The sequence below is a fragment of the Cryobacterium zongtaii genome, from assembly GCF_002909375.1.
Lineage (GTDB): Bacteria > Actinomycetota > Actinomycetes > Actinomycetales > Microbacteriaceae > Cryobacterium > Cryobacterium zongtaii.
In genome coordinates, this window is sequence record NZ_PPXD01000017.1 from 59,565 (window position 1) to 85,564 (window position 26,000).

Below are 26,000 nucleotides of genomic sequence, written 5' to 3' on the forward strand. Positions count from 1 at the left end.
GTATTACGACGTTTTCAGATTAACCGCTGCCGGGCGATTCCCGGTGATTGCGGTGCCAATTCGCAGGTGTGTCGCGCCTTCGGCGATGGCGGCCGCGTAGTCCTGGGACATTCCCATCGACAGGTACCTGGCGTCGGGAGCGATGCCGCGCATCTGGGCGCCCAGCTCGCTGACCAGGGCGAAGGAGCGCTTCGGTTCCGCGCCGAGCGGCGCGACGGCCATGAGCCCAAGCAGCCTGAGGCCCGGGGCCGACAGAACCCGCTCCACCAACGGTGCGAGGTCCGGAATCGACACCCCGCCCCTGGCCGGGTCCTCGGTGAGGTTGACCTGCACGAAGCAGTCCACCTCGGCACCGGCCTCGACGGCGCCGGTGTGCTCCGCCACCGGGGTGGCAAGGCCGGTCACGAGCGACTCCCGGTCCACCGAGTGGATCACCGACGAGTAGGCCCGCACCTGGCGGGCCTTCTTGCCCTGCACCTGACCGACAAAGTGCCAGCGGATGCCGGCTCCGGCCAGTTCGGCCGCCTTGGCCTGGGCCTCCTGGTGCCTGCTCTCGCCGAGGTCCCGCACCCCGAGCTCGAGGAGCTCACGGATCAGGGACACCGGTTGGAACTTGGTCACCACGACCGTGGTGATGTCGTCCACCGAGCGACCGGCGAGCCGTGCGGCGTCGGCTATGCCGCCGCGCACGTTCGCCAGCCTTTGGGCGAGGTCCGGTTCGCTCATTACTTCAGGAAATCGGGGATGTCCAGGTCGTCTGAATCGTCCTCGAAGGCCGGGTCGGCGACCGGAGTGCTCGCAGCGGGGTCGCTGGACCAGACCGAGCCGCTGGGCTCGGCGACCGGGGCGTTGTCTGCTGCGGCAGAGGCACCGGCGATGGCACCGGCGGCGCCACCGGAGACTCCCGCTGCCACACCGGCGGCGACCAGGTCGGAACGACGGACCTCGGCAACCTTGGCACCGGGCTCACCGCCGTCGAAACCCGCGGCGATGACGGTGACGCGCACCTCGTCACCGAGGGTGTCGTCAATGACGGCACCGAAGATGATGTTGGCTTCGGGGTGCACGGCCTCCTGCACCAGGCGGGCGGCGTCGTTGATCTCGAAGATGCCGAGGTTCGAGCCACCCTGGATGGAGAGCAGCACGCCGTGGGCGCCATCGATCGACGCCTCGAGCAGAGGAGAGGCAACGGCGAGTTCCGCCGCCTTGATGGCCCGGTCCGCTCCGCGCGAGGAACCGATGCCCATGAGGGCGGAGCCGGCTCCCTGCATGACCGACTTGACGTCGGCGAAGTCGAGGTTGATCAGGCCGGGTGTGGTGATCAGGTCGGTGATTCCCTGCACACCGGCGAGGAGCACCTGGTCAGCGGTGGCGAAGGCCTCGAGCATGCTGATGCCGCGGTCGCTGATTTCCAGCAGGCGGTCGTTCGGCACGACGATGAGGGTGTCGACCTCGTTCTTGAGCGAGGCGACACCGGTCTCGGCCTGAGCCTGACGACGCTTGCCCTCGAAGCCGAACGGCTTGGTGACGACACCGATGGTCAGAGCGCCGATGGACTTGGCGATCCGGGCGACGACGGGGGCGCCACCGGTACCGGTACCGCCGCCTTCGCCGGCGGTGACGAACACCATGTCGGCTCCGGCCAGCGCTTCTTCGATTTCCTCGGCGTGGTCCTCGGCGGCGCGACGGCCGACCTCGGGGTCCGCTCCGGCGCCGAGACCCCTGGTGAGGTCGCGGCCGACGTCGAGCTTGACGTCTGCATCGCTCATCAGGAGTGCCTGGGCATCCGTATTGATGGCGATGAATTCGACCCCTCGGAGGCCGAGCTCGATCATGCGGTTGACGGCGTTCACGCCGCCGCCGCCAATTCCAACAACCTTGATGACTGCTAGGTAGTTCTGATTAGTTGACACGTCCGGCCTCCGGTGGAACCCTAAACCTCTACTCGAGGCTTAAAGTTATTCTGAGTATGCAATTCTAAATTCGAAGTTAGGTGCCACCGCTGATGGCTTGGGGAGGCGCGCCCGCGTGTCGCGAATACCCGGTCGGTTTCAGCGAACGACGGCGCTGTCCGGCGATGACACGTCGTATTCGGTCACGCTGCCGACGGGGTGGCTCACAAGTAGGGCCGCCAGAACGAGCGCCTTGTACTCGCTGCGCTCAGCGTTGCCCCAAAGGACCCGCGCTCCCCCACCCAGGGTGAGCGTCACGTCGTCCTTGGTGGCGGCTGTCACGCTGTCCAACTGGCCGCGGATGCCCTCCGGCAGTGCTCCGACCACGGCGACCGCGGCCTGGAAACCGGCACCGCTGGCACCGCCAGCGGCGTCGATGAGGGGGTAGCCCTGCGGCCGGTCCGGTCCACTCTGGATGACCACACCGGCCGCGTCGACGAGGTCGAAGCCGGCGGCGGACGTGATCGCGCCGACGGGCTCCCGTTCGACGATGCGCACCACGAGGGTATCCGGCGGCCGGCTCTCCGTGACGTAGCTGCGGATGAGGCTGAATTCGCTCAGTTGCCCCTTCACCTCGGCGAGGTCGAGGAGCGGCAGCGGGGTACCCAGCTGCCCCTCGAGCGCCTGCGCCACGTCGGCGGCCGGGATGCGGTTGGTTCCGGTGATCTCGATGGTGCGCAACGCCATCAGCGGGGAGAACACGCCGACCAGGACGAAGGCCACCAGGGCGACCACGGTGCCGCCGGCGGCGAGCCAGAGATTGCGGCGGTGGCGGGAGCGGGAGGTGAAGCGACGCACCTCGTTGCGCTCGTACTGCTTCCGGGCTCGCCGCGCCGCTCGCAGCCGGGCCCGGGCCGCTCGCGCGGTCAGCGGGGGCTCCTGTCCCAACGATTGTGGAGTCGACGTCTCCGGAGCGTCCCGTGCGGCGGCGGCCTTAACGCCTCGTTTAGGCAGACTGAAGCCGCCGGGGCGCCGCCGTGTCGGTGGGGTATCCGTCGCTGGGGTGTCGGACGCAGCGCTGGCCGGCAGGACGATGGGCTCGGTCAGCGCCTCAGGCTCGGCACGGGTGGGCGCGGCGCCGGGGCCGGCGGCAGGCCGTTTAGGCCCGCGGGCAGGCTGCTGTCGCGGCTCAGGGGCACGCGGCGGTGTCGCCGCAGCTGGTTTCGCTGCAGCGGGCTTAGGTGCCGCTGGTCGCGCCGCAGGGCCTGCGGGACGCTTCATGCGCGAGCGCCTGGACGGTGACTCATCCGCGCGTACCCGCCGCCGGCTCATCGGCGAGAGATTCGAGCAGCTGCGGAACGATGCGGTACACGTCACCACAGCCGAGTGTCACGACGAAGTCGCCGTCTCTGGCGATGGTGCCGAGGTAGTCGGCGGCATCCTGCCATTCGGGGATATAGGCGACGTGAGCCGGGTCCTGGAAGCGTTCGGAGACCAGCGCACCGGTCACGCCGGGTTCGGGGTCTTCCCGGGCGCCGTAGACCGCCAGCACGATGGTCTCGTCGGCGTATTTCTCCAGTGTGTCGGCGAATTCCTGGGCGAACAGCCGGGTGCGGCTGTACAGGTGCGGCTGGTGCACGGCGATGATCCGGCCGGCGCCGACCACCGTGCGTGCGGCGGACAGCGCCGCGGCGACCTCGGTGGGGTGGTGGGCATAGTCGTCGTAGACGCTCACACCGCGCACGGTGCCGTGCAGCTCGAACCGGCGCTCGGTGCCGCCGAACGCCGAGATCGCCGCCAGGGAAGCGGCCGGCTCGAAGCCGAGCCCCACGAGTACGGCGAAGGCGCCCGCCGCGTTGATGGCGTTGTGCCGGCCGGGGATGCGCAGGGTGGCGGAGTAGTCGACGCCGTCCCAGGTCACGGTGAAACTCACCGGTCCGCTGGTGCCGATGGAGTGCACCCGCGCCGTGGCGCCCTCGGCCTCGCCGAAGGTGATGATGCGCTTGTCGGTGAGCCGGGCGGTGACGTGCACGGCGCCGGGGTCGTCCGATGAGACCACGACGAATTCGTCGGCGTTCTGGGCGAATTCGACGAAGGCCGCTTCGAAGGCCTCGAGCGAGCCGTAGTGGTCGAGGTGGTCGGGGTCGACGTTGGTGATCAGCGCGACGCCGGTGTTGTAGAGCAGGAACGAGCCGTCGGACTCGTCGGCCTCCACGACGAAGAGGTCGTCGGCGCCGCTGCCGGCGCTGACGCCGAGGGATTCGATCACCCCGCCGTTGACGAAACTGGGGTCCTGGCCGAGGCCGAGCAGGCCGGTGACGATCATGCCCGTCGAGGTGGTCTTGCCGTGCGCGCCGGCGACCGAGACAAGCCGGTGCGAGCGGATCAGCCAGGCCAGCGCCTGGGACCTGTGCAGCACCGGGAGACCGCGTTCGGTGGCGAGGACGTACTCGGGGTTGTCCTGCCAGAGTGCGCCGGTGACGACGAGGCTGTCCGCGTCGCCGACGTTGGCGGCGTCGTGACCGATGGTGATGGTCGCGCCCAGCTCGCGGAGCGCGTGCACATTGTCGGAGTCGCGTGAGTCTGAGCCGGTCACGGTGTGGCCCGCGGCCAGGAACAGTCGGGCGATGCCGCTCATTCCCGAGCCGCCGATGCCCACGAAGTGCACAATGCCGAGGTCTTCGGGAACTATCAGGGTCAGGTCAGGCTTGATCACGTGAAGGTCTTTCTGGCTGGCGGTGCGCGGGGTGGTGCAGGTTCTGCGGGTTCAACGTTACGCGGAGTGCGGTGCGGTCGCACCCGCCGCCTCGTCGATGAGGTCGATCGTGCGCGCGGTGCCGTCGAGCACGCCCGCGGAGTGGGCGGCGACGCTCATGCCGTGGATGCGCTCGGGCTCGGCGAGGACCGGCAGCAATTCAGACTGGACCCAGCCCGGCAGGAAGGCGGCGTCATCGACGAGGATTCCGCCGCCAGCGGCCACGACGTCGGCGGCGTTGAACCGCTGTTCGCCGTTGCCGACCGGGTACGGCACGAACACGGCGGGGATCCCGAGGGCGCTCAATTCGCAGACCGTGGCAGCTCCGGCACGGGAGACGGCGAAGTCGGCGACGGAGAGCGCCAGATCCATCCGGTCGCAGTACGCGATCATCCGGTAACCGGGCAGGTTCGGATCGTCGACCTCGGCGGAGGTACCGGTGATGTGGAGTACCTGCCAGCCGGCGTCGGTGAGGACAGCCGCGGAATCCACGACGGTGCGGTTGATGCGGCGGGCGCCGAGCGAGCCGCCGGTGACCAGCAGGATCGGCCGGTCGGCGTCGAGGCCGAAGAAGGCCAACCCAGCCGCGCGGGAGCCGGCCCGATCGAGAGTCTCGATTTCCCGGCGCAGCGGCATCCCGACGACCCTGGCGTGGCGCAGCCGGGTACCGGCGAAGGCGACCCCGACCGAACGGGTCAGTAGGGCGCCGACCCGGTTGGCCAGCCCGGGCTTGGCGTTGGCTTCGTGGATGGCGATCGGTACGCCGGCCCGGCGCGCGGCCAGGTAGGCCGGCGTGGCGACATAACCGCCGAAGCCGACGACGACATCGACGCGGCGGTCGCGCAGGATGGTGACCACGTCGTTGATGGCGCGATTGAATCTCGGCGGGAAGCCGAGCGCCGCGCGGTTGGGCCGCCGGGGGAAGGGCAGCCGCGGGACTATCAGCAGTTCGTAGCCGCGTTCGGGTACCAACCGGGCCTCGAGGCCCTCGGCCGTGCCGAGGACGAGGACCGTCGCGTCGGGCTCGCGCAGGCGGAGCGCGTCGGCGACCGCGAGCAGCGGGTTGACGTGGCCGGCGGTACCGCCCCCGGCCAGCAGGTATGTGGTCATCGGGTGGTTCCTCGTTTCGGTGCGGCACCGACGGGCGCCGGGCGTGCGGGCGCGGCCGCAGGGTCGCGGGTCTTGGCGTCCTCGCTCAGGTTGTGGTCGCTTCTGGCGAAGGACAGCACCACCCCGATCGCCGCGAGGGTGGTCAGCAGCGCCGTGCCACCGGCGGAGATCAGCGGCAGGGGCACACCGAGGACCGGGAGGACTCCCAGCACGACACCGATGTTCACGAGGGCCTGGCCGATGATCCAGACCATGACGGCCGCGGTGGTGACCTTGATCTGCATGTTGGCCGTACCACGCATGATGCGGATGAATGCGAACGCCAGCAGGACGAACATCAGCAGGACGACGATGCAACCGATCAAGCCGAGTTCTTCGCCGATGATGGCGAAGATGTAGTCGTTGTCGGCGGCAGGCAGCCACGACCACTTGGCCTTGGAGTTGCCCAACCCCACGCCGAACACTCCCCCGTTGGCCAGGGCCCAGGTGCCGTGCAGGGGCTGCCAGCACGCGGCGGAGATGGTGCCCTTCAGCTCGTCGCAGCCCTCCGCGGCGAAGCTGAGGATGCGGGTCATCCGGTTCTCGCTGCTGATAGCGAGCAGGATGCCGGCGACAGCACCGACGATCAGGGGCAGGGCGAGCATCCGCAGTCGCAGCCCGGCGAAGAACAGCGCGCCGAACAGGATGCCGGCCATGATGATCACGGTACCGAGGTCACCGCCGATCATCACGAGCATGACCGCGCCGCCGCCGACGCCGAACACGGGGATGTACACGTGTCGCCAGTCGTCGAGCTTGTCTTTCTTCTGCGCGAGGATCACGCCGAGCCAGATCACCAGGGCCACCTTGATGGCTTCGGAGGGCTGGAACTGCACACCCGCGATGGATAGCCAGTTGGTGTTTCCCGCCACGGTGACGCCGAGCGGGGTGAAGATCACCAGGCACTGGAAGAAACAGGAGATACCCAGGGCCGGCCAGGCGACGCGTTTCCAGAACGTCACGGGCAGCCGGCTGATCACGAGCATCAGCGGGATTCCGAGCACCGCGAAGATTCCCTGCCGAAACAGCCCACCGAAGAATCCGGCGTCTTCCAGGTAGGAGTCCACCGACGAGGAGGACAGCACCATGACCAGGCCGAAGACGACCAGGAAGAGCGTGGTGCCCAGCAGGAGCAGGTAGTTGGTGGATTCGGCCCGGAACACCCGGCCGAGGTTGATCCGCGTCAGGCTACTGCCGCGGTCCTGGGAACTGTGGTTCTCGGCGGCCTCAGGCACCCGGGTACGAGGACGAGTCTTCATGCGACCCACCTCCCAAATAATCGTGTACGGCCTGGGCGAACTTCGACCCGCGTTCCGCGTAGCTGGCGAATTGGTCCATGGATGCGGCCGCCGGGGCCAGCAGGACCACGTCCCCGGCCGTGGCGAGGGATGCGGCCAGAACGACCGCGGACGGCATGACCTCCCCAGTGTCATCCGAGTCGATCTCGAAGACGCGCAGGGCGGGGGCGTGTCGTCTAAATGCCGCCAGGACTTCCTCGCGCTCGACGCCGATCACGACGGCGCCGCGCAGCCGGCCGGCGTGCTTGGCCACCAGGTCACCGATGTCGACGCCCTTCAGCAGGCCGCCGACCAGCCAGACGACGGAGTCGAACGCCGCCAGCGAGGCATCCGCCGCGTGGGGATTGGTCGCCTTGGAGTCGTCGACCCAGCTGATGCCGTCGCGGATCGCCACGACCTCGATGCGGTGCGCGTCGAGACTGAAGGTGGCCAGGGCCGCCCGGATGGCCTCCGGCGACACGTCGAAGGACCTGGCGAGGGCGGCGGCGGCCAGGATGTTGGCCACCACGTGCGGCGCGGCCAGCCCGGCGGCGGCGAGGTCGGTGATGGTGGTGAGCTCGATGGCGCTGTCGAAGCGGTCCTCGAGGAACGCCCGGTCGCAGAGGATCCCGTCGACGATTCCCAGGTCGCTGGGTCCCGGCACGCCCAGGCCGAAGCCGATGGCTCTGGCGCCGTCGTTGACGTCGGCGTCTTCGACCATCCGCATCGTGGCGAGGTCGGCCTTGTTGTACACGCAGGCGACGGTGGTGTTCGAGTAGACCTTGGCCTTCGCATCGCGGTACGCGCTCGCGGAGCCGTGCCAATCGATGTGGTCGTCGGCGATGTTGAGGCAGACGCTGGAGACCGGGACCAGGGCGCCGGGGCCGGTCAACGGCAGGTGGTGCAGCTGGTAGCTGGACAGCTCGACGACGAGCACGTCCCAGCCCTGGGGGTCGCGGATGGCGTCGAGCACGGGCACGCCGATGTTGCCGCAGGGGGCGACCCTGTGGCCGCCGGCAGCGAGCATCGTCGCGGTCATCTGCACCGTCGTGGTTTTGCCGTTGGTACCGGTGACGAGGATCCAGGGCGCGGCGGGACCGACCTTGTCGCGCAGCCGCCAGGCCAGTTCAATGTCGCCCCAGACCGGGATGGCCTGTGCCGCGGCCCACTGGAGCAGGGCGTGGTCCGGGTGGAATCCCGGCGACACGATGATCAGCTCTGCGTTGTGAGCCACCAGTGCCGGGGGCGCGGCGTCGAGGTCGGCCGTGACCAGCGGCACGCCGAGGACCTCGAGCAGCCGGGCTCGCTCGTCGGGGGCGCGGCCGGCAACGACGAGGACCTCGGCGCCGAGCTCGGCGAGGGTGTCCGCCGCGGCGAATCCGGTCATCCCGAGGCCGAGGACGGCTACCCGCAGACCGGACCAGTCGGAGTGCCAGCTGGTCAGGGCGTCCAGACGGTCGGGTGCGGGGGTGGAGTGCGGCGCGTCGTAGGAGTGGGCGCCCATCAACGGGCCAGCCACTCGAGGTAGAACGTTCCGACGCCGGCGGCCACGAGCAGCCCGCCGATGATCCAGAAACGCACCACGACGGTGACCTCTGCCCAGCCCTTGAGTTCGAAGTGGTGATGGATCGGGCTCATCAGGAAGATCCGTTTGCCGCGGGTGACCTTGAAGTACGCGCGCTGCACGATGACCGAGCCGGCCTCGATCACGAAGAGGCCGCCGATGAGAACCAGCAGCAGTTCGGTGCGGCTGAGGATCGCCAGCGCGGCCAGCGCACCGCCCAGGCCGAGCGAACCGGTGTCACCGAGGAAGATCTTCGCCGGCGAGGTGTTCCACCAGAGGAAGCCGATGAGCCCTCCGACGATGGCGGCGGCCACGATGGCCAGGTCGAAGGAGTCCGGGCCGGCGTAACACTTGTACATGTCGGCGATGTCGGATCCGCCGGTGTTGCAGGACTGGTTGGACTGCCAGAAGCCGATGATGATGTACGAACCGATCGCGAAGACCAGGGAGCCGGTCGCGAGGCCGTCGAGACCGTCCGTGACGTTGACACCGTTGGAGGTGGCGGCGACGATCAGGCAGATCCAGATGATGAACGCGGCGATGCCGATGAAGGTGCCCAGCTTCATGAAGTCCAGCGGCAGGTCCCGGATGAACGAGATGTGCGTGGAGGCCGGGGTCTGACCGTATTTGTCGGGGAACTGCAACGCCATCCAGCCGAACGCGCCGGCGACGACGACCTGGCCGGCGATCTTCTGCCAGCCGCCCAGGCCCAGGCTGCGTTGGTTGCGGGTTTTGAGGTAGTCGTCGAGGAAACCGACCAGGCCCAGGCCCACCATCATGAACAGCACGAGCAGGGGTGACGCCGTCAGCGGCCGCTGTTGCAACCACATCGCGAGAAAGTAGCTGACCAGGACGCCGACGATGATGATGATGCCGCCCATGGTGGCCGTGCCGCGCTTGGCGTGGTGGCTCTTGGGTCCGTCATCGCGGATGAACTGGCCCCAGCCGAGTTTGTGGAACAGCCTGATGAACAGCGGGGTGAGCAGCAGGGTGAAGACGAGGGACATCGCTCCGGCCAGGAGAAGGGCTATCACGAGTACAACTTTCCCAGTCGGTCTCCGAGGAAGCGGAGTCCGGCTGAATTTGATGATTTGACGAGCACGGTGTCGCCAGGTTTCACGGTGTCGCGCAGCAGGTCGAAGGCCTCTTCGGCGGTCTCGACGTAGGCCGATTCCCCGTCCCAGGAACCCTCGTTGATGGTGCTGATGTGCATGCGGCGGGCGGCACGGCCGACCACGATCAGTTGGGAGATGTTGAGGCGTACCGCCAGGAGTCCGATCCTGTCGTGTTCCTCGCCGGAGAGCTCCCCCAGCTCGCTCATCTCGCCGAGCACCGCGATGCTGCGGCCGTCGGATTTCCGGATCTGGGCGAGTGTCTTGAGGGCCGCGGTCATCGAGTCGGGGCTGGCGTTGTAGGCGTCGTTGATGACGGTGATGTCGTCCCGTCCACCCATGACCTCCATGCGCCAGCGTTCGGCGACGGTGACGGATTCGAGCGCGGTCACGATGTCATCGATGGGAACCCCGAGGGCGTCGGCGGCCGCGGCGGCGGCCAGGGCGTTCATCACGTGGTGTTCGCCGAGGACCCTGAAGGACACCGGTCGGCTCTCGCCGCCGGGCAGGTGCAGGGTGAAGCTCGTTCCGGTTCGGCTGCCGTGGACGGCGGAGGCACGTACGGTGGCACCGTCGCTCTCACCGAACCACACCACGCGGGCGGCGGTGACGGCGGCCATGCCGGCCACCCTGTCGTCGTCCCTGTTCAGGATGGCGATGTCGTCGGGGCCGAGGTCGGTGACCATCTCGGATTTGGTGCGCACCGTGGCTTCGATGCCGCCGAAACCCCCGGCGTGGGCCAGGCCGACCTTGAGCACGATGCCGATGTCCGGCCGGGCCATCCGGACCAGACGCCGGATTTCACCCTCGGCACTGGCACCCATCTCTGCGACGAGGAACTGGGTGTCGCCGGTGACTTCGAGCATGGTCAGCGGGGCGCCGACCTCGTTGTTGAAGGAGGCGCGCGCGGCGACGGTGGGGCCGACGCGCTCCAGGACGGCGCGCAGGAGGTTCTTGGTGGTGGTCTTGCCGTTGGATCCGGTGATGCCGATGATCTTCAGTCGGCCGGCGGCGCGGACCCTGGCGATCACCGTGGTGGCGAGGTCACCCAGGGCGACGACGGCGTCGGGAACCAGCACCTGGGCGACGGGCAGGTCGAGCACCCGCTCGACGATGATCACGGCGGCGCCGCTTGCGACGGCGGCCGGCGCGAAGAGATGGCCGTCGGTCTCCTCCCCCGGCTTGGCGACGAAGATGTCGCCGGCGGAGACCTCGCGGGAGTCGGTGTGCACGGCCCCATTGACGACTGATTCGCTGGTCAGGGCGTCAGCGGCAGACGGGTCGACGAGGTGCCCGGGGTAAAGGTGCAGAGTGCCGTTCATGGCTGCGGCAATTTCCGCCAGGGTCAGGGCGATCATCACAGCCACCCGGCTTCCTGCAGTGCGAGTCGGGCGTCATCCCTGGCTGAATACGGGAGCTTCACTCCGGCTACCTCCTGGTAGTTCTCGTGGCCGGGCCCTGCGTAGAGCACGACATCGCCCTCCGCGGCCAACGATAGCGCGCGGCGGAAGGCTGTGGCGGGGTCGGGGACCTCGTAGAGTTCCCCCTCTGGCACGGCTTCCCGTGCCGCGGCGAGCAGGGTCGCCCTGATGGTGGCCGGATCTTCGAATCGCGGATGGAAGTCGGTGATGACGACGGCATCCGCGCCGCGGGCGGCAATGGCGCCCATAGCGGCGCGCTTGGTCTTGTCCCGGTCGCCGTCGGCGCCGAAGACCATGATGATTCGCCCGGCGGTGGAGTCGCGGATCGCCCCGAGGGTGTTGAGGAAGGCATCCGGGCTGTGGCCGTAGTCGATGTAGACCAGCGGGCCCCGGTCGCCGGAGATCAGTTCGGCACGTCCCGGGATGTAGGCGTTGATGCCGCCGTCGCGGGTGAGGGCATGCTCGATGGCGGCAAGGTCGAAGCCGCTCTCCACCAGCATCACGATGGCCAGGGCTGCGTTGGCGGCCATGTACCAGCCGAGCAGGGGCACTCGGGTCTGCAGCCGACGGCCATCGGGGCCGTCGAGGGTGAATTCGGTGAAGCGGGCACCGGTCCGCACGACGTTCATGCGCCAGTCAGCATCGGCCGGGCTGCGGTCGGCGTCGGCCGACCCGACCACGGGGTTGTTGCCGAGGGTAGTGACCGGGATCCGGCTCTCCGACGCAATGCGGCGGCCCCACTCGGAGTCAACCGTGACCACTCCGCGGCGGGAGCGGTCGGGCTGGAAGAGCTCCAACTTCGACTCGAAGTACTCCTCCATCGACGCGTAGTCGTCGAGGTGATCGTGGGAGAGGTTTGTGAACCCGGCGACATCGAAGACCAGTCCGTCGACCCGGTGGCGGCTGATCGCCTGGGCAGAGACCTCGATGCCGACGGCCCGGACCTCGGCTTCGCGCATCCGGGCCAGCAGGGCGTGCAGTTCGCTGGCCTCCGGAGTGGTCAGGGAACTGGTCACGGCGATGTCGCCGATCCGGCGTTCCGCTGTGGAGGTGAGCCCGGCGACGACACCGAGCTGACTGAGGATGGCGAACAGCAGATAGACGACGCTGGTCTTGCCGTTGGTGCCGGTGACGGCGAACAGGTCCGCAGGGTTATCGACTGTGCGGTGGATCCAGGCCGCCACGGTGCCCAGCGCGGCGCGGACATCCGCCGTGACGAGGATCGGGAGGCCGCAATCGGCTGCCAGCAGTGCACCGGCCTCGTCGGTCAGTACGGCAACGGCCCCGGCTTCGCGGGCCGCCCTGATGTGGGATGCCCCGTGGATCATCCGTCCGGGCACGCCGACGAACAGGTCGCCGGGCTGCACCGTGCGCGAGCTGAGGCTCACGCCGGTCAGTTCTACGCCCGCGGTGTCGCCGCGGACGTCAAGCTCAAATTCATCGACCAGTCCGGACAACGATCGCGGGACCGGATGCTGAGGACGGAGAGCCGAGGGTGCCAAATCGGTCACGAGGCTCACTTTCTTACCAGGTACCGGGGAGATCAGGCGCGGCGGCGCCCGAGGGAACTGCCCGGTACTTTTTCAGCACCTGACTCATGACCTCTTGAAAGACCGGAGCGGGGGCTGCTGACGAATTCATGTTAACAGGGTCGGCCAGACTCACCGAAACGACGTACTGCGGATCGTCCGCCGGAGCGAAGCCTGAGACCGATACCAGGTAGCCCTTGGAGTACCCGCCGTTGCCGTCTGGCATCTGTGCGGTACCGGTCTTGGCGGCGGCCCGGTAGCCCGGGATTTCCCAGGTGTCGGCCAGCCAGGCCTTCTGGTACACCATCTCGAGGATGTCCGCAGTGTCGCGTGCCGCCTCGGCTGACACGACCTGGGTGCCCTCCGCCGCGGGAACGTCGGTGAGGGTGCCGTCTGCGGCGCGGCAGCCGGAGACCAGCTGCACGGGCATCCGGACGCCGCCGTTGGCGATGGTCTGGTAGATGCTCGACACTTGCAGGGCCGTCGTGGTCAGGCCCTGGCCGAACATTGTGGCGTACTGGGTCTGGTTGTCCCACTCGTCGGCCGGGTGCAGAATGCCGGGGTCTTCGCCGGGGAAGCCGGTCTCGGTTTCGGTGCCGACCCCGAACTTGGTCATGTAGTCGTAGCGCTGCTGATTGGTCAGACGCTCGCCGAACTGCGACGTGCCGGTGTTGGACGACTCGATCAGTACCCCGGTGAGGGTGAGGTTGAGGTCGGGGTGTGATGAGCTGTCATTGATGTTGGCGCCGTTTTCCGGCAGGTAACGGTAGGGGGCGACGACCTGGGATTCGGGGGTCGCCACGCCGGCGTCGATCACGGATGCCGCGGTGAGGGCTTTGAAGGTGGAGCCGGGCTCGTAAGAGGCCGTGAAGGCGCGGGAGCCGCGATCCTCTGGGTTGGTCGTGGCGCTGACATCGTTGGGGTCGACACTCGGGTAGTCGGCCACGGCGACGAGCTTGCCGGTCTTGACCTCCTGCACGATGACGTTGCCCCACGCTGCTCCGGTCTTCTGGGCCTGCTCGGCGAGCACCTTCTGCACAAAAAATTGCAGGTCGGAGTCGATGGTGGTGATGACGTCGCTGCCGTCGGAGGCGGGCTCGGTGGTCACGGTGCTTTCCGGCAGCCGCACGCCGTCGGCGCCGCGCTCGTAGGTCTCCGAGCCGTTGTTGCTGGCGAGGCAGGAATCCTGGCCCACTTCCAGTCCTGCCTGAGCCTCGCCCGCCGACGAGACGAAGCCGACGAGGTTGCCGGCGACGGCGCCGTTGGGGTAGACCCGGCCCGGGTTCTGCTGGAAGGTGAGCCACGGGATATCGAGGGCGGACAGAGCCCGGAACGCATCGACGCCGACCTGCCTGGCGACGAGCGCGTAGTCCGATTTAGGGTTGTCGGCGAGGGCCTCGGTGATGAGGGCCTGGACCTGCTCGGTGGGCAGACCCACGATGGCGCCGATGTCCGCCACGGACTGGGCCAGTGGCACCGTGGTTTCGACCCCGTCGACGGTGCGGGTGAACGGCGAGGCGTTCTTGGGCGACAGTGCCACGTCGTACCGCATCACGGTCCCGGCCAGCACCACGCCATTGGCGTCGAGGATCTCGCCGCGCGAGCCGTAGACGGTTCTCTCGACCGACCGGTTGCCGAGGGAGTCGGCGCTGAGGGTGTCAGCGCGCACCACCTGGATATCGACGAGGCGAACGACGAACACGCCGATGATGGCGACGAGTACAACGATGGTCGCCGCGATCCTGCGCTTGCTGGACATGTGTGTTCTCGCCACGTGGTGGTCCTCCCGTATCGGACTGCCGTGTCTATCGAGTGGTCGGCGACGGCAGGCCGTCGGCTACCGTAACCGCCGCAGGGGCGGTTCCGGCGGCAGGCGCGCCGGAGGCGACGCTGGTTCCCTGGCCGCCGGCGGGCAGCTGGGTGACGAGGGGAACCCCGGTGAGCAGGGAGTTGGGAACGAGGCTGGCGGCGCCGGCCGCTCCGCCGCTGGCGGAGGTCGGCGCCCCGAGAACGGCGCCGTCGGACAGCCGCAGGTAGGCCGGGGTGGAGTTGCTGACCATGCCGAGTGCTTCGGCGTTGGCGGCGAGGCTCTGCGGCGAGGACACGCGGATGAGGTCTTCACTCACGCTGTCGGCGGTGCGGCCGAGTTCGACCTGGCTGGCTCGCAAGGCCGAGATCTCATAGGCACCCTGAGAGATCCCCACGCTCAGCAACAGCTGAGCCACGATGACGGCACCCACACAGGCCACCGCCGACAGCGCGTAGACGACGCGGGGACGCGTGTGAGTGCTGGGGCTCACGATCTCGATGTGGCGGCGTTCGTCGGCGCCGCTGCGTTCGGTGAAGTCGGGGCGCAGCGGTTCTGTTGTCAGCACCCGGGCCAGGTTGTCGCTCATTCGGCTCTCCTCAGTCGTTCGGCGGCACGCAGGCGAACCGATGTTGCACGGGGGTTGATGGCTTTTTCTTCTTCGGAGGCCAGTTCGGCGCCCCGGATCAGTAGGGTGAACAGCGGTTTGTGCTCCGGGAGCTCCACGGGGAGGCCGGCAGGGGCGCTCGACTGCGATGCGGCAGCGAACATCCTCTTGACGATGCGGTCTTCGAGCGACTGGTAGGCCATCGAGACGATGCGGCCGCCGACGGCCACCGCCTCCATCGCGGCGGGGATGGCGCGTTCGAGGACGGCCAGTTCCTGGTTGACCTCGATGCGGAGCGCCTGGAAGACCCGCTTGGCGGGGTGCCCCATGCGCTGCACGGCAACCGGAGTGACCTTGGTGATCACCTCGACAAGCTGGGCGGAGCGCACGAACGGGGTCGTCGCCCTGGCCTCCACGATCGCCTTGGCGTATCGGCCGGCAAGTTTCTCTTCGCCGTACTCCTGGAAGATGCGGCGGAGGTCCCCCTCGCTGTAGTCGGCCAGGATCCGCTCGGCGGTGAGCGGCGACGTGCTGTCCATTCGCATGTCCAGCGGAGCATCCTTGGAGTAGGAGAAGCCGCGTTCGACCTGGTCGAGCTGCATGCTGGAGACGCCGAGGTCGAAGAGGATGCCCTGCACCTCGCTGATACCGAGGCCGGCCAGCGCGTCGAGGATTCCGTCGTAGACGGTGTGCACGAGGTGGATGCGGTCTCGGAACGGCTTGAGGCGTTCCTCGGCGATGGCCAGGGCGTCGAGGTCGCGGTCCAGGCCCACCAGGGTGAGACCGGGGAACCGGGTCAGCATGGCCTCGGCGTGACCGCCCATGCCGAGGGTGGCGTCGACGAGGATCGCGCCCGGCGCGGCCAGGACCGGGCCGAGCAACTCGATGCTGCGCTCGAGCAGCACCGGAGTGTGGATCTCGTTGAGCTGCGGCCGTTCGGCCGAGGCATCGGGGGTCTTGTCGCTGTTCATCTCGTTGTTCATGTCGTTGTTGTCGTTGTTGTTGTTCATAGCTACCGGGGCCGGATCCTGGAGCCTGATCCCCATCCGTTCCGCCTGGCACCGGGGAAGTGTGTCAGGAGGGCAACGGCTGGGAGTCAGGAACCAGGAGCTAGAAGAGTCCCGGAATCACCTCCTCCGTGATGTTGGCGAACGAGGCTTCCTGCTCGATGAGGTAGAGGTCCCAGACCTCGGTGTCCCAGATCTCCACGCGGTTGCCCACGCCGATCACCGTGAGGTCGCGACCCAGGCCCGCGTAGGCCCTGAGGTTGGCGGGGATGGTCACCCGGTTCTGCTTGTCGGGTGTTTCGGCGCTGGCTCCGGACAGGAAGACACGAAAGAAGTCGCGCCCTTCCTTGCTCGTGATGGGCGCCTGGCGGATCTTTTCGTGCACCTCATCAAAATCACGCGAGGTGAAGACGTACAGGCACCGTTCCTGGCCGCGCGTCATGACGATGCCGGTCGAGAGTTCCTCGCGGAACTTGGCCGGCAGGATGACGCGTCCTTTTTCGTCGAGCTTGGGGGCATAGGTCCCGAGGAACATTCATCACCCCTCTCTTCCGGCCAAGGTCAGGTGTTGCTCCACTTTACTCCACTATCAACCACCGCGTCTGGAAAACGCGCGATATTGCTGCGAACTTGCTTGATTATTCCCTGAAAACACTGTGAATCACTGGGTGGAGGAAAATCCCACACTTTGGGGCCGTTTAGGGACATTTTGGGCGCAAAAAAGAACCGACCTGGTGGCCGGTCCTGTTTGGTGAGACGAAGTGGGTGAAAAGGGAGCGTTCGGGGTGGCGGGCGGCGGGAGCCGGGGAATGCAGAACGCCCGCCGTCTGGGTGAGGGCGGGCGTTGCTGGTTATCGCTGAGTGGTTACTGCTGAGTGATTACTGCTGGCCGTCCTGTCGACGGTCCCAGCGGTCATTGAGCTTGTCCATGAAGCCCTGCTGGTTGCGAGCTTGAGCCGGACGGCGGGGCTGGCTGGACGACGGCCTCGTCGCCCGAGCTGTGCGGCCAGGCGTGATGGCCAGGAGCACACCCCCGAACATGATGATGAATCCGACGATACCCAGCCACAGCTGTTGCACCGCGACACCGGCGACAAGAGTCGCTATCCCGACGACGCCGGCGAGTACTCCGAGCACAATAGAACGGTAGTTGGGGCGGAGGCGGGTGCCTCCAACGCTCGCCACGAATTCGGCATCGTTGTGATAGAGACTGCGCTCCATCTCTTCGAGGAGTCGCTGCTCTTGTTCTGAAAGCGGCATCTCATTCCTCCAATTGGGGATCGAGCGGATTAGACCCTAATTCTAGTCCCGCCGAGATGGCTAGGCTAGGCAGGTGACCGAAAGCACTCGACTGGTCGATCTGGTTCATTCTCGTATCGACGAATTCATCAATACGCGTGAGTCAATTGTGACGACCATCAGCGGCGACCTGGCTGTGCTGGTCGACTTCTCACGGCAGTTTCTCAGCGGCGGAAAGCGCTTCCGGGCCCAGTTCGCCTACCTCGGCTGGCAGAGCGTTACGGCCTCCCCCGGGCCCCCCGCGGCGGGCGCTCCCGCCGGCGTGCAGGGCGAGACCGCAGGCATCGTGTCGGTCGCCTCGGCGTTGGAGGTTTTCCACGCCGCGGCGCTCGTGCACGATGACATCATCGACAATTCCGACACCCGCCGCGGTGCGCCATCCGCTCACCGCCGCTTCGAGAGCCTCCACGGCGCCGAAGGGTGGGCGGGCAGCCCCGGTGACTTCGGCCGGGCCTCGGCGATCCTGCTCGGCGACCTCCTGCTGGGCTGGAGCGACGAGCTACTCGACGAGGGCCTCGACGACGCCCCCGACCGGGTCAGCGCCCGTCGCGCGCGGCGGGAGTTCAACCTGATGCGCACCGAGGTCACGGCCGGCCAGTATCTGGACATCCTCGAGGAACGCGCCTGGCTTACCCAGCCGGAGGCGGAGCTCCTCGACCGCGCCGTGCGGGTGATCATCTTCAAGTCGGCCAAGTACAGCGTTCAGGCTCCCCTCGTGATCGGCGCCGCCCTCGCTGGAGCCACCGACGACCAGCTGGACACCCTGCGTGCTTTCGGCCTGCCGCTCGGCATCGCCTATCAGCTGAGGGACGACCTGCTCGGAGTTTTCGGGGACGCAGCAGTGACCGGCAAGCCCAGCGGGGACGACCTGCGCGAGGGCAAACGCACAGTCCTGATCGCTCTGGCGAGGGAGCGCCTGGACACGTCCTCGCTGCACACCGTCGACCGGCTGCTCGGCCGGCCCGACCTGACGCCGGATCAGATCTTGTCGTTGCAACAGATCATCGTGGACAGCGGAGCCGTCGACAGGGTGGAGACCCTCATCCAGCAGAACGTCGGCCAGGCGCTGGAGGCGTTGACCGGATCGGACGTGGCGGCCGGGGTCGCGGCAGAGCTGACCGACTTCGCTGGAACGGTAACGCGGCGCGTCTTCTAGTAGCGCGGCGCGTGTCTCAGCACCGCGCCACGTCGTCTAACGACGGGGCGCGGTGGCGTGGATCGAAAGTGCGATCAGGCCAGGGCTTGAGCGACGCGACGGACCTCGGCCTTGCGGCCGGCCAGAAGTGCGTCGATCGGGGGAACTCCGAGGCTGTCGTCCACCTCGAGCAGCCACTCCATGGCCTGGTCGTCGGTGAAACCGTCGTCGGCGAGCACGATCAGGGTGCCGCGAAGCTCACCTACCGGCGCGCCATCACGGATGAAGGAGGCGGGCACGCTGACCTTGCCGTCGCGGCGGACGGCGAGCAGGTGCTTGTCCTCGATGAGCTGCCGAACCCGGCTGTGGCTGATGCCGAGGACCTCTACGAGGTCGGGAATGCCGAGCCAGTCTGGGCCGGAGGCGGATGTTTGAACAGAAGACGATTCGGTCACCCCTCAAGCTTCCCATGATTCGTCATCGCCGACAAACCCCTGCTTCGTCGCCAATTCCAGACACTTCCTGGGGCGTACCCGCGTGGTTAATTGACTCGGCATTCCATCTGTGTCAGCGTTGAGAACACGTCAGCTCTCACGGAGACAGCTGTCGACGAGTAGTCAACGAGCGGAGCGTCATGTCGGTTAGAGCCAGCAAGATCGAAACGGGGACGGTCCGACCGGACTCCCCCGTCGAGACCAGCTCAGCACGGCACCGCCCGGCTCCGACCGGAATGCGGCGGTCCATCGGCGCCTTCGCCAGCATTCCCCTTGTTGTGGTGAGCACCCTCGCGATCGTGCTCAACCTGGCATCACCGGCCCAGGCCGCCACCGCCCTCAAGAAGCCGTTGAAGAGCCGCACCACGGTGCCGCAGGTTGCCGTGAAGCCGGCGCAGGCCGTTCAGCCGGCCACGGCGACGCCCGCGCCCAGCCAGTACACCGTCGTCGACGGGGACACCATCAGCGCCATCGCCGGCAAGTTCGGCCTGTCGACGGCTTCGGTTCTGGCCCTGAACGGGCTGGGCTGGTCCGCCGTGATCTTCCCCGGCCAGGTTCTCACCCTGTCCACGGCGCCGATCGCCGTCGCCGCCACCCCTGCCCCTGTCGCGACCGAACTCACCAGGTACACCATCAAGTCCGGCGACACACTCAGCGGCGTCGCGGCCGCCCACGGGGTGCCCACCGACGCCCTGTTCAGCGTGAACGGTCTCGGCCGCAACAGCATCATCTTCCCCGGCCAGGTCATCGTGCTGCCCGCCTCCGGTTCGGCCGCTGCCGCCGTCACGACGGTCGCCTCGACAACTGTCACGGCCTCGACGCCCGGCAGCCACACTGTGGTGGCCGGCGACACCGTGGACAAGGTCGCCACCGGCGCCGGAGTTTCGGTGCAGGCGATCCTCGAAGCCAACGGCCTGGGCTACTCGAGCATCATCTACCCCGGCCAGGTGCTGACCCTCCCCGGCGCCGCATCCGCGAGCCCCGCTCCGACAAGCACCGCACCGGTCCTCAACGCTGTCCCCGCCGTGGTCATCACACCCGCTCCGGCCCGCGGTACCGTGACGCCCCTCACAGCGGACATGGCCGCGAACGCCCGTCTGATCATCTCCGTCGGACGGGACGCCGGCGCGAGCGATGCCGCCCTCGTCGTGGCTCTGGCCGCCGCCGCGCAGGAATCCGGCATGCGCAACATCGACTACGGCGACCGCGATTCGCTCGGCCTCTTCCAGCAGCGCCCCAGTTCCGGTTGGGGCACCGAGGAGCAGGTCATGGACGCGGAGCGGGCCACCCGGGCCTTCTTCGGCGGATCGGTGAACCCGAACCCCGGCATCACCCGTGGGCTCCTGGACATCCCGGGCTGGGAGGCCATGACGGTCACCCAGGCAGCACAGGCCGTTCAGCTGTCCGGACACCCCGACCTCTACGCCAACTGGGAAGCATCCGCCCGCAGTTGGCTTGCCGACCTCGGCTGAAACCGGCGATCCGAAGGATCAGTGACCGAATCGTGTCACGCCGCGCTGCGGGCCGTCCAGAGGAACGCCCGACTTTTCCGTAGACTCATCGGGTGACCGAAAGCCCCACAGACCCCATGATCGGCCGTCTCATCGACGGCCGCTATCAGGTGCGCTCCCGGATCGCCCGCGGCGGTATGGCCACCGTGTACCTCGCCACCGACCTGCGCCTCGAGCGCCGGGTGGCCATCAAGATCATGCACGGCCACCTGGCCGACGACAACGCGTTCCGCAGTCGCTTCATCCAGGAGGCCCGCTCCGCGGCCCGACTCGCCCACCCCAACGTGGTGAACGTGTTCGACCAGGGCCAGGATGCCGACATCGCCTACCTGGTGATGGAGCACCTGCCCGGCATCACGCTGCGTGACCTGCTCAAGGACTACGGCAAGCTCACGCCCGAGCAGACCATGGACATCCTCGAGGCGGTGCTCTCGGGTCTCGCAGCCGCACACAAGGCCGGCATCGTGCACAGGGACGTCAAGCCTGAGAACGTGTTGCTCGCTGACGACGGTCGCATCAAGATCGGTGACTTCGGGCTCGCCCGCGCCGTGAACAACAACACCGCCACCGGTCAGGCCCTGCTCGGCACCGTGGCCTACCTCTCCCCCGAACTCGTCACCCGCGGCATCGCCGACGCCCGCAGCGACATCTACGCCCTGGGCATCATGACCTACGAGATGCTCACGGGCGAGCAGCCGTATGTCGGTGAGGCTCCCATGCAGGTGGCGTACCAGCACGCCAACGACACCGTGCCGATGCCCAGCCTGGTCGCGCCCGGCACTCCCACCGAGCTCGACGAACTCGTGCTCTGGGCGACGGCACGCGACCCCGAAGAGCGTCCCCGTGATGCCAGAGTGATGCTCGACCAGCTGCTCGACGTGGAAAAGCTCGTGAGGCCCCAAGGCGACACAGCCATGCAGGCCACCATGGTGCTCCCCCGGGGCATCGCGGCCGCATCGGCCGACGCCGAAACCCAAATCCTCGGCCGCAGCCCTCTGGCCGTCGCGCCCGCCGCCGCAGTCGCGCCAGCAGACGACGACGAACCCGACAACACCGCCCAGCTCGCGGGCAGTGCCACGAAGCGCCGCCGCCGGGGTTACTGGTTGTTCGCCCTGATCGTGTTCCTGGCCGCCCTGGCCGGCGGTGTCGGCTGGTACTTCGGTGCCGGTCCCGGTTCGGAGGTCCAGGTTCCTTCCCTGGTTTCGGTGAGCCCGGAGGAGGCTACGGCGACACTCGAAGAGCTCGGCCTCGTCGCCGAGCAGGGCACCGAATACAGCACCGAGATCCCGGCCGGGCTGATCGTCAGCACCGACCCCGGCGACGGGGCCCGAGTTGCCCAGGGCAGCACGGTGACCCTCAACGTCTCGCAGGGACCCGCGCCGATCACGCTGCCGCCGCTGGCCGGTCTCAGCGCGGATGCCGCCGCCTCGGCCATCGCCGAAGCGAAGGCCGTTCCCGGTCAGGTCGACGAGGTGTTCAACGGCGACGTGGAGGAGGGCCTGGTGCTCTCGGCCAGCAGGGAGAGCGACGGCAGCGACATCTCGGCGGGCGGTGACTACTTCGAGGGGCTCAACGTCAATCTCGTGGTGTCGCTCGGACCCATCCCCGACGTCGGTGGGGAGTCGCTCGATGACGCCGTCAGCATCCTCGAAGACAAGGGCCTCGTCGCCACAGCAGGCGAGGAAACCTACAGTGACACCATCGCAGAGGGCGACGTCATCTCGGTCGCCGCTGCCGAGGAGGGTCCGATTCGGGCAGGCTCGACTCTCATCCTCACGGTGTCCCGCGGCCCAGAGCCGGTGGAGATCCCTGATGTGGTGGGGATGGCCTGGAGCGAGGGCAAGCAGGTGCTCACCGACCTCGGCTTCAAGCTGAACTACAACCTGGCCGCGGATGCCATTGCGGCGATCATCAGCATCAAGTCGACGGATCCGGCGGCTGGTACCCTCGCGGCCAAGGGCAGCTCCATCACCCTGACCCCCACCAACCCCTTCGGCTAGACCTACCGTCTCCTGCTCGAGGCACGAGCGGAAGCGCGACCGCCGGACGGGGCGCGACCCTCTCCGCTGGTTGACCCTGTCGCAACCACGCGGGACGACCCCGCCAGGCCGCCGACGGGCGGGGCGCGACACACGGGCACGTCACCCGGTGTCAGATGCGAGATGCCCCGCTACGGACGAGTTGCCCCGGGATACGGGAGCAGCTCGTCCGGAACGGGGCAACTCGATGGTGCTGGTCGTGCGGGTTAGCGGGCCGCGAGCTCCTCGGCGACCAGGAACGCCAGTTCGAGCGACTGCATGTGGTTGAGCCGCGGGTCGCAGAGCGACTCGTAGCGGGTCGCCAGGGCGGCCTCGTCGATGTGCTCCGAGCCACCGAGGCACTCGGTGACGTCGTCGCCGGTGAGCTCCACGTGGATGCCGCCGGGGTGCGTCCCCACGGCGCGGTGCGCCTCGAAGAAGCCCTTGACCTCGTCGACGACGTCGTCGAAACGACGGGTCTTGTAGCCGGTGGGCGTGGTGACGCCGTTGCCGTGCATCGGGTCGGTGACCCAGAGCGGCATGGCGTCGCTGGCCTTGATCGCCTCGAGCAGCGGGGGCAGGGCGTCGCGGATCTTGCCGGCGCCCATCCGGGTGATGAAGGTCAACCGGCCGGGCTCGCGGTTCGGGTCGAGCTTGTCGATCAGCCGCAGCATGTCGTCGATCGAGGTGCTCGGGCCGAGCTTGACGCCGATCGGATTGCGCACGCGGGACAGGAAGTCCACGTGGGCGCCGTCGATCTCCCGGGTGCGTTCGCCGATCCAGACGAAGTGCGCCGAGGTGTTGTACGGCGTTCCGGTGCGGGAGTCGATGCGCGTCATGGGGCGCTCGTAGTCCATCAGCAGGCCCTCGTGGCTGGTGTAGAACTCGGTGCGACGCATGGCCTCGAAATCGGCCCCGCAAGCGATCATGAACTTGATGGCGCGGTCGATGTCCTTGGCCAGGCCCTCGTAACGCTGGTTGGCCGGGTTCTTGGCGAAGCCCTGGTTCCAGCTGTGCACCTGGCGGAGGTCCGCGAAGCCGCCCTGGGTGAAGGCGCGAATGAGATTGAGGGTGGACGCCGACGTGTGGTACGCCTTCACCAGCCGGTCGGGGTCGGCCTCGCGGGACTCCGGGGTGAAGTCGTAGCCGTTCACGATGTCGCCACGGTAGGCCGGCAGGGTGACGCCGCCGCGGGTTTCGAAGTCGCTGGAGCGGGGCTTGGCGAACTGACCGGCCATGCGGCCCATCTTCACCACGGGCATCGACGCACCGTAGGTGAGCACGACGGCCATCTGCAGCACTGTCTTCACCCGGTTGCGGATCTGCTCCGCGGTGGCGCCGCCGAAGGTCTCGGCGCAGTCGCCGCCCTGCAGCAGGAAGGCCTCGCCGCGGGCGGCCTCGGCCAGGCGGTCGCGCAGGATGTCCACCTCGCCGGCGAAGACCAACGGCGGCTGGGTGGCCAGCTCGGCGGAGGCGGCCGCGACGGCATCGGCATCCGGCCAGGCCGGCTGCTGCTTGATGGGAAGGGTGCGCCAATAGTCCAGTCCGGCGATCACAGATTTGTCTGCCATTACAACCGGTTCGGTGGGGTCTACCACGGGACTGAGCCTGTTTTCTCTAATGCGGCCCGCACGAGCGCGGGTCTGGGATGAACGATATTCGAGCCTAGCGTGAAAGGCTGGCGCGCTTCTCTTTGACACTGGTGGCGTACACGTCGACGTACTCCTGGGTACTGAGGCGGCGCAGTTCGTACATCAGCTCGTCCGTCACGGAGCGCAACACGAATCTGTCACCCTCCATTCCCTCGAACCGGCTGAAGTCCAGCGGCTCCCCGATGACGATGCCGATCCGGCGCACCTTGGGGATGCGGGTGCCGGTGGGCATGGCCTTCTCGGTGTCGATCATGGCCACGGGGACGACGGGGACGCCGGCCTCCAACACCATGCGGGCCACACCCGTGCGACCCCGGTACATCCGGGCGTCCGGGCTGCGAGTGCCCTCCGGATAAATACCGAGCGCTCCCCCGCCGTTCAGGACCGCGAGGCCGGTGTTCAGGGAGTCCTCGGACGCCTTGCCCCCGGAGCGGTCGATGGGCAGCTGGCCGGTGGCCTTGAAGAACTGCTTGGTCGCCCAGCCCTTGAGGCCGGTGCCGGTGAAGTACTCGCTCTTGGCGAGGAAGACCACCCGGCGCGGCACCACCAGAGGCAGGAAGACCGAGTCGATGAAGGACAGGTGATTGCTCGCCAGAACGACACCGCCCTCCTTGGGGATGTTGTCCAGCCCGATCACCCAGGGCCGAAACAGGCCGAGCAGCAGCGGGCCGGCCACAACATTCTTCATGAACCAGTAGAACATCGGTGTCCTTAGATAAGCGGATGCCGGCCGGCGCAGTCGCGCAACACGCGGTGGAGAAACACAGCCAGCCTACTCACCGGTGACGTGTCGGCGGGCGAGGTCGGCGGCGCCGACGACGCCGGCGTCGTTGACGAGTTCCGCGATCGCGAACTCTGCCTCGGGGTGGTAGCCGCGGGCGGGCAGGTTGGCCAGGTAGGCGGTGCGGATCGGCTCCAGGAGCTGCTCGCCGGCCGCGGCGACACCGCCACCGAAGACGAACACCTGCGGGTCGAGCACCGCGGCGAGGCTGGCGCAGGCCTGGCCGAGCGAGGTGCCCAGCTGGCGCAGCGCCGCGAGGGCGCCGGGGTCGCCGTCCTGGATCAGCCGGCCGATGTCCTTGCCGGTGAGCTTGCCGCGCTTGCCACGGGCGGCGGCCAGGCCCAGGCCGATGCCGCCGGCATCCGCGAACTCGTTGGCGATGCGGGCCAACGCTCGGCCGGAGCCGTACTGTTCGATGCACCCGTGCGCGCCGCAGCCGCAGGGCAGGCCGTCGGGAACGACGCGCATGTGGCCCAGCTCGGCGCCCACGCCGAAGCCACCGCGGAACAGGCGGTCGTTGGAGACGATGGCGCCGCCGACGCCGGTGCCGATGGTGAGGGTGACCATATCGCTGTACAGGCGGCCGGCGCCGAAGCAGAATTCGGCCCATCCGGCGGCGTTGGCGTCGTTCTCGACGATGATCGGCAGCGACAGGCGCGACTCGAGCTTCTCGCGCATCGGTTCGTTGCGCCAGTTGATGTTCGGGGCGTAGTACACGGTCGACTGGGCGGCGTCGATGAACCCGGCAGCGGCGACACCCGCAGCGATGACGTCTTCGCCGGCGGAGAGATCCTTGATCATCTCCACGACAGCGTTTTCGATCTCGCTCGGGTTCGCGGCGTCGGTCGGTCTACGATCCGACTTGATGATGGTTCCGAATTCGTCGACGAGGGCACCGGCGATCTTGGTTCCGCCGATGTCAATCCCAATGGCGTGCACGAGCGCACCTTTCGTTGGTGGAGCAACAGGAAGTTCTTCAGGTCGGCTCAA

Annotated in this window: 22 protein-coding genes; 3 read left to right on the top strand and 19 right to left on the bottom strand. The window is 67.9% G+C overall.

All coding sequences use genetic code 11. The features are described from left to right. Positions 1–3 precede the first annotated feature (3 nt). From C3B61_RS10985 to C3B61_RS11055, 15 genes are all read right to left on the bottom strand, one after another. Positions 4–726, bottom strand: coding sequence for a YggS family pyridoxal phosphate-dependent enzyme (locus tag C3B61_RS10985; RefSeq protein ID WP_103460614.1), 723 nt, complete (start codon positions 724–726; stop codon positions 4–6). Continuing rightward, positions 726–1,913, bottom strand: a complete 1,188-nt coding sequence (gene ftsZ / locus C3B61_RS10990; RefSeq protein ID WP_103460615.1) for a cell division protein FtsZ — start codon at positions 1,911–1,913, stop codon at positions 726–728. Before ftsZ ends, C3B61_RS10985 begins: the two co-directional genes overlap by 1 nt. A 138-nt stretch (positions 1,914–2,051) precedes the next feature. Then, complete coding sequence (locus C3B61_RS10995; protein WP_241990297.1) at positions 2,052–2,840, bottom strand: cell division protein FtsQ/DivIB; 789 nt, start codon at positions 2,838–2,840, stop codon at positions 2,052–2,054. Between the two features lie 355 nt (positions 2,841–3,195). Next, positions 3,196–4,608: a UDP-N-acetylmuramate--L-alanine ligase gene (gene murC / locus C3B61_RS11000; protein ID WP_103460617.1), complete on the bottom strand. Its 1,413-nt coding sequence runs from the start codon at positions 4,606–4,608 to the stop codon at positions 3,196–3,198. Between the two features lie 57 nt (positions 4,609–4,665). Then, on the bottom strand, positions 4,666–5,757 hold the full coding sequence (locus C3B61_RS11005) for a UDP-N-acetylglucosamine--N-acetylmuramyl-(pentapeptide) pyrophosphoryl-undecaprenol N-acetylglucosamine transferase (protein WP_103460618.1): 1,092 nt from the start codon (positions 5,755–5,757) through the stop codon (positions 4,666–4,668). Continuing rightward, complete coding sequence (ftsW, locus tag C3B61_RS11010) at positions 5,754–7,055, bottom strand: putative lipid II flippase FtsW (protein WP_103460619.1); 1,302 nt, start codon at positions 7,053–7,055, stop codon at positions 5,754–5,756. The genes C3B61_RS11005 and ftsW overlap by 4 nt, the downstream gene beginning before the upstream one ends. Beyond that, on the bottom strand, positions 7,024–8,577 hold the full coding sequence (gene murD, locus C3B61_RS11015; RefSeq protein ID WP_103460620.1) for a UDP-N-acetylmuramoyl-L-alanine--D-glutamate ligase: 1,554 nt from the start codon (positions 8,575–8,577) through the stop codon (positions 7,024–7,026). The genes ftsW and murD overlap by 32 nt, the downstream gene beginning before the upstream one ends. Then, complete coding sequence (gene mraY / locus C3B61_RS11020) at positions 8,577–9,671, bottom strand: phospho-N-acetylmuramoyl-pentapeptide-transferase (RefSeq protein WP_103460621.1); 1,095 nt, start codon at positions 9,669–9,671, stop codon at positions 8,577–8,579. The genes murD and mraY overlap by 1 nt, the downstream gene beginning before the upstream one ends. Then, positions 9,668–11,107 (bottom strand): UDP-N-acetylmuramoyl-tripeptide--D-alanyl-D-alanine ligase, encoded by a 1,440-nt coding sequence (locus tag C3B61_RS11025; protein ID WP_103460622.1) that lies wholly within the window; start codon positions 11,105–11,107, stop codon positions 9,668–9,670. The genes mraY and C3B61_RS11025 overlap by 4 nt, the downstream gene beginning before the upstream one ends. Beyond that, positions 11,107–12,681: a Mur ligase family protein gene (locus C3B61_RS11030; protein ID WP_103460623.1), complete on the bottom strand. Its 1,575-nt coding sequence runs from the start codon at positions 12,679–12,681 to the stop codon at positions 11,107–11,109. Before C3B61_RS11030 ends, C3B61_RS11025 begins: the two co-directional genes overlap by 1 nt. A gap of 13 nt (positions 12,682–12,694) precedes the next feature. After that, positions 12,695–14,473, bottom strand: a complete 1,779-nt coding sequence (locus C3B61_RS11035) for a peptidoglycan D,D-transpeptidase FtsI family protein (RefSeq protein WP_241990296.1) — start codon at positions 14,471–14,473, stop codon at positions 12,695–12,697. 31 nt (positions 14,474–14,504) lie between these two features. Continuing rightward, the gene (gene ftsL / locus C3B61_RS11040; protein ID WP_103431711.1) at positions 14,505–15,095 is read right to left on the bottom strand and encodes a cell division protein FtsL; all 591 of its coding nucleotides are present in this window, start codon (positions 15,093–15,095) and stop codon (positions 14,505–14,507) included. Continuing rightward, a complete protein-coding gene (gene rsmH, locus C3B61_RS11045) occupies positions 15,092–16,084 on the bottom strand; it encodes a 16S rRNA (cytosine(1402)-N(4))-methyltransferase RsmH (RefSeq protein ID WP_088457976.1) in 993 nt (330 codons plus the stop codon). Before rsmH ends, ftsL begins: the two co-directional genes overlap by 4 nt. 139 nt (positions 16,085–16,223) lie before the next feature. Beyond that, a complete protein-coding gene (gene mraZ, locus C3B61_RS11050; RefSeq protein WP_088456053.1) occupies positions 16,224–16,655 on the bottom strand; it encodes a division/cell wall cluster transcriptional repressor MraZ in 432 nt (143 codons plus the stop codon). A 344-nt stretch (positions 16,656–16,999) separates the two neighbouring features. Next, a complete protein-coding gene (locus tag C3B61_RS11055; protein WP_103460625.1) occupies positions 17,000–17,380 on the bottom strand; it encodes a DUF3040 domain-containing protein in 381 nt (126 codons plus the stop codon). 73 nt (positions 17,381–17,453) lie between these two features. Between C3B61_RS11055 and C3B61_RS11060 the strand changes: the two genes are divergently transcribed. Further along, complete coding sequence (locus C3B61_RS11060; protein WP_103460626.1) at positions 17,454–18,575, top strand: polyprenyl synthetase family protein; 1,122 nt, start codon at positions 17,454–17,456, stop codon at positions 18,573–18,575. A 74-nt stretch (positions 18,576–18,649) separates the two neighbouring features. On the opposite strand, the gene C3B61_RS11065 is transcribed toward C3B61_RS11060, so the two are convergent. Next, positions 18,650–19,009 (bottom strand): Rv2175c family DNA-binding protein, encoded by a 360-nt coding sequence (locus C3B61_RS11065; protein ID WP_103460627.1) that lies wholly within the window; start codon positions 19,007–19,009, stop codon positions 18,650–18,652. 179 nt (positions 19,010–19,188) lie between these two features. Between C3B61_RS11065 and C3B61_RS11070 the strand changes: the two genes are divergently transcribed. After that, positions 19,189–20,520, top strand: a complete 1,332-nt coding sequence (locus C3B61_RS11070) for a muramidase family protein (protein WP_241990295.1) — start codon at positions 19,189–19,191, stop codon at positions 20,518–20,520. 92 nt (positions 20,521–20,612) lie between these two features. Further along, positions 20,613–22,559 (top strand): Stk1 family PASTA domain-containing Ser/Thr kinase, encoded by a 1,947-nt coding sequence (gene pknB / locus C3B61_RS11075; protein WP_103460629.1) that lies wholly within the window; start codon positions 20,613–20,615, stop codon positions 22,557–22,559. A gap of 245 nt (positions 22,560–22,804) precedes the next feature. Here pknB and C3B61_RS11080 read toward each other — a convergent pair whose 3' ends face one another. From C3B61_RS11080 to C3B61_RS11090, 3 genes are all read right to left on the bottom strand, one after another. Then, a complete protein-coding gene (locus C3B61_RS11080; protein ID WP_088456047.1) occupies positions 22,805–24,148 on the bottom strand; it encodes a class II 3-deoxy-7-phosphoheptulonate synthase in 1,344 nt (447 codons plus the stop codon). A 94-nt stretch (positions 24,149–24,242) separates the two neighbouring features. Continuing rightward, positions 24,243–24,932, bottom strand: coding sequence for a lysophospholipid acyltransferase family protein (locus C3B61_RS11085; protein WP_103431705.1), 690 nt, complete (start codon positions 24,930–24,932; stop codon positions 24,243–24,245). A gap of 69 nt (positions 24,933–25,001) precedes the next feature. After that, positions 25,002–25,949, bottom strand: a complete 948-nt coding sequence (locus tag C3B61_RS11090) for an ROK family glucokinase (RefSeq protein WP_088456045.1) — start codon at positions 25,947–25,949, stop codon at positions 25,002–25,004. Positions 25,950–26,000: the final 51 nt, after the last annotated feature.

Bases quoted from the DNA above. Each gene is read 5' to 3' on its own strand.
- C3B61_RS10985 (WP_103460614.1), bottom strand. From the start codon at position 726: ATGAGCGAACCGGACCTCGCCCAAAGGCTGGCGAACGTGCGCGGCGGC.
- C3B61_RS11005 (WP_103460618.1), bottom strand. From the start codon at position 5,757: ATGACCACATACCTGCTGGCCGGGGGCGGTACCGCCGGCCACGTCAAC.
- ftsW (WP_103460619.1), bottom strand. From the start codon at position 7,055: ATGAAGACTCGTCCTCGTACCCGGGTGCCTGAGGCCGCCGAGAACCAC.
- murD (WP_103460620.1), bottom strand. From the start codon at position 8,577: ATGGGCGCCCACTCCTACGACGCGCCGCACTCCACCCCCGCACCCGAC.
- C3B61_RS11025 (WP_103460622.1), bottom strand. From the start codon at position 11,107: ATGATCGCCCTGACCCTGGCGGAAATTGCCGCAGCCATGAACGGCACT.
- ftsL (WP_103431711.1), bottom strand. From the start codon at position 15,095: ATGAGCGACAACCTGGCCCGGGTGCTGACAACAGAACCGCTGCGCCCC.
- rsmH (WP_088457976.1), bottom strand. From the start codon at position 16,084: ATGAACAGCGACAAGACCCCCGATGCCTCGGCCGAACGGCCGCAGCTC.
- mraZ (WP_088456053.1), bottom strand. From the start codon at position 16,655: ATGTTCCTCGGGACCTATGCCCCCAAGCTCGACGAAAAAGGACGCGTC.
- C3B61_RS11055 (WP_103460625.1), bottom strand. From the start codon at position 17,380: ATGCCGCTTTCAGAACAAGAGCAGCGACTCCTCGAAGAGATGGAGCGC.
- C3B61_RS11070 (WP_241990295.1), top strand. From the start codon at position 19,189: ATGTCGGTTAGAGCCAGCAAGATCGAAACGGGGACGGTCCGACCGGAC.
- C3B61_RS11080 (WP_088456047.1), bottom strand. From the start codon at position 24,148: ATGGCAGACAAATCTGTGATCGCCGGACTGGACTATTGGCGCACCCTT.
- C3B61_RS11085 (WP_103431705.1), bottom strand. From the start codon at position 24,932: ATGTTCTACTGGTTCATGAAGAATGTTGTGGCCGGCCCGCTGCTGCTC.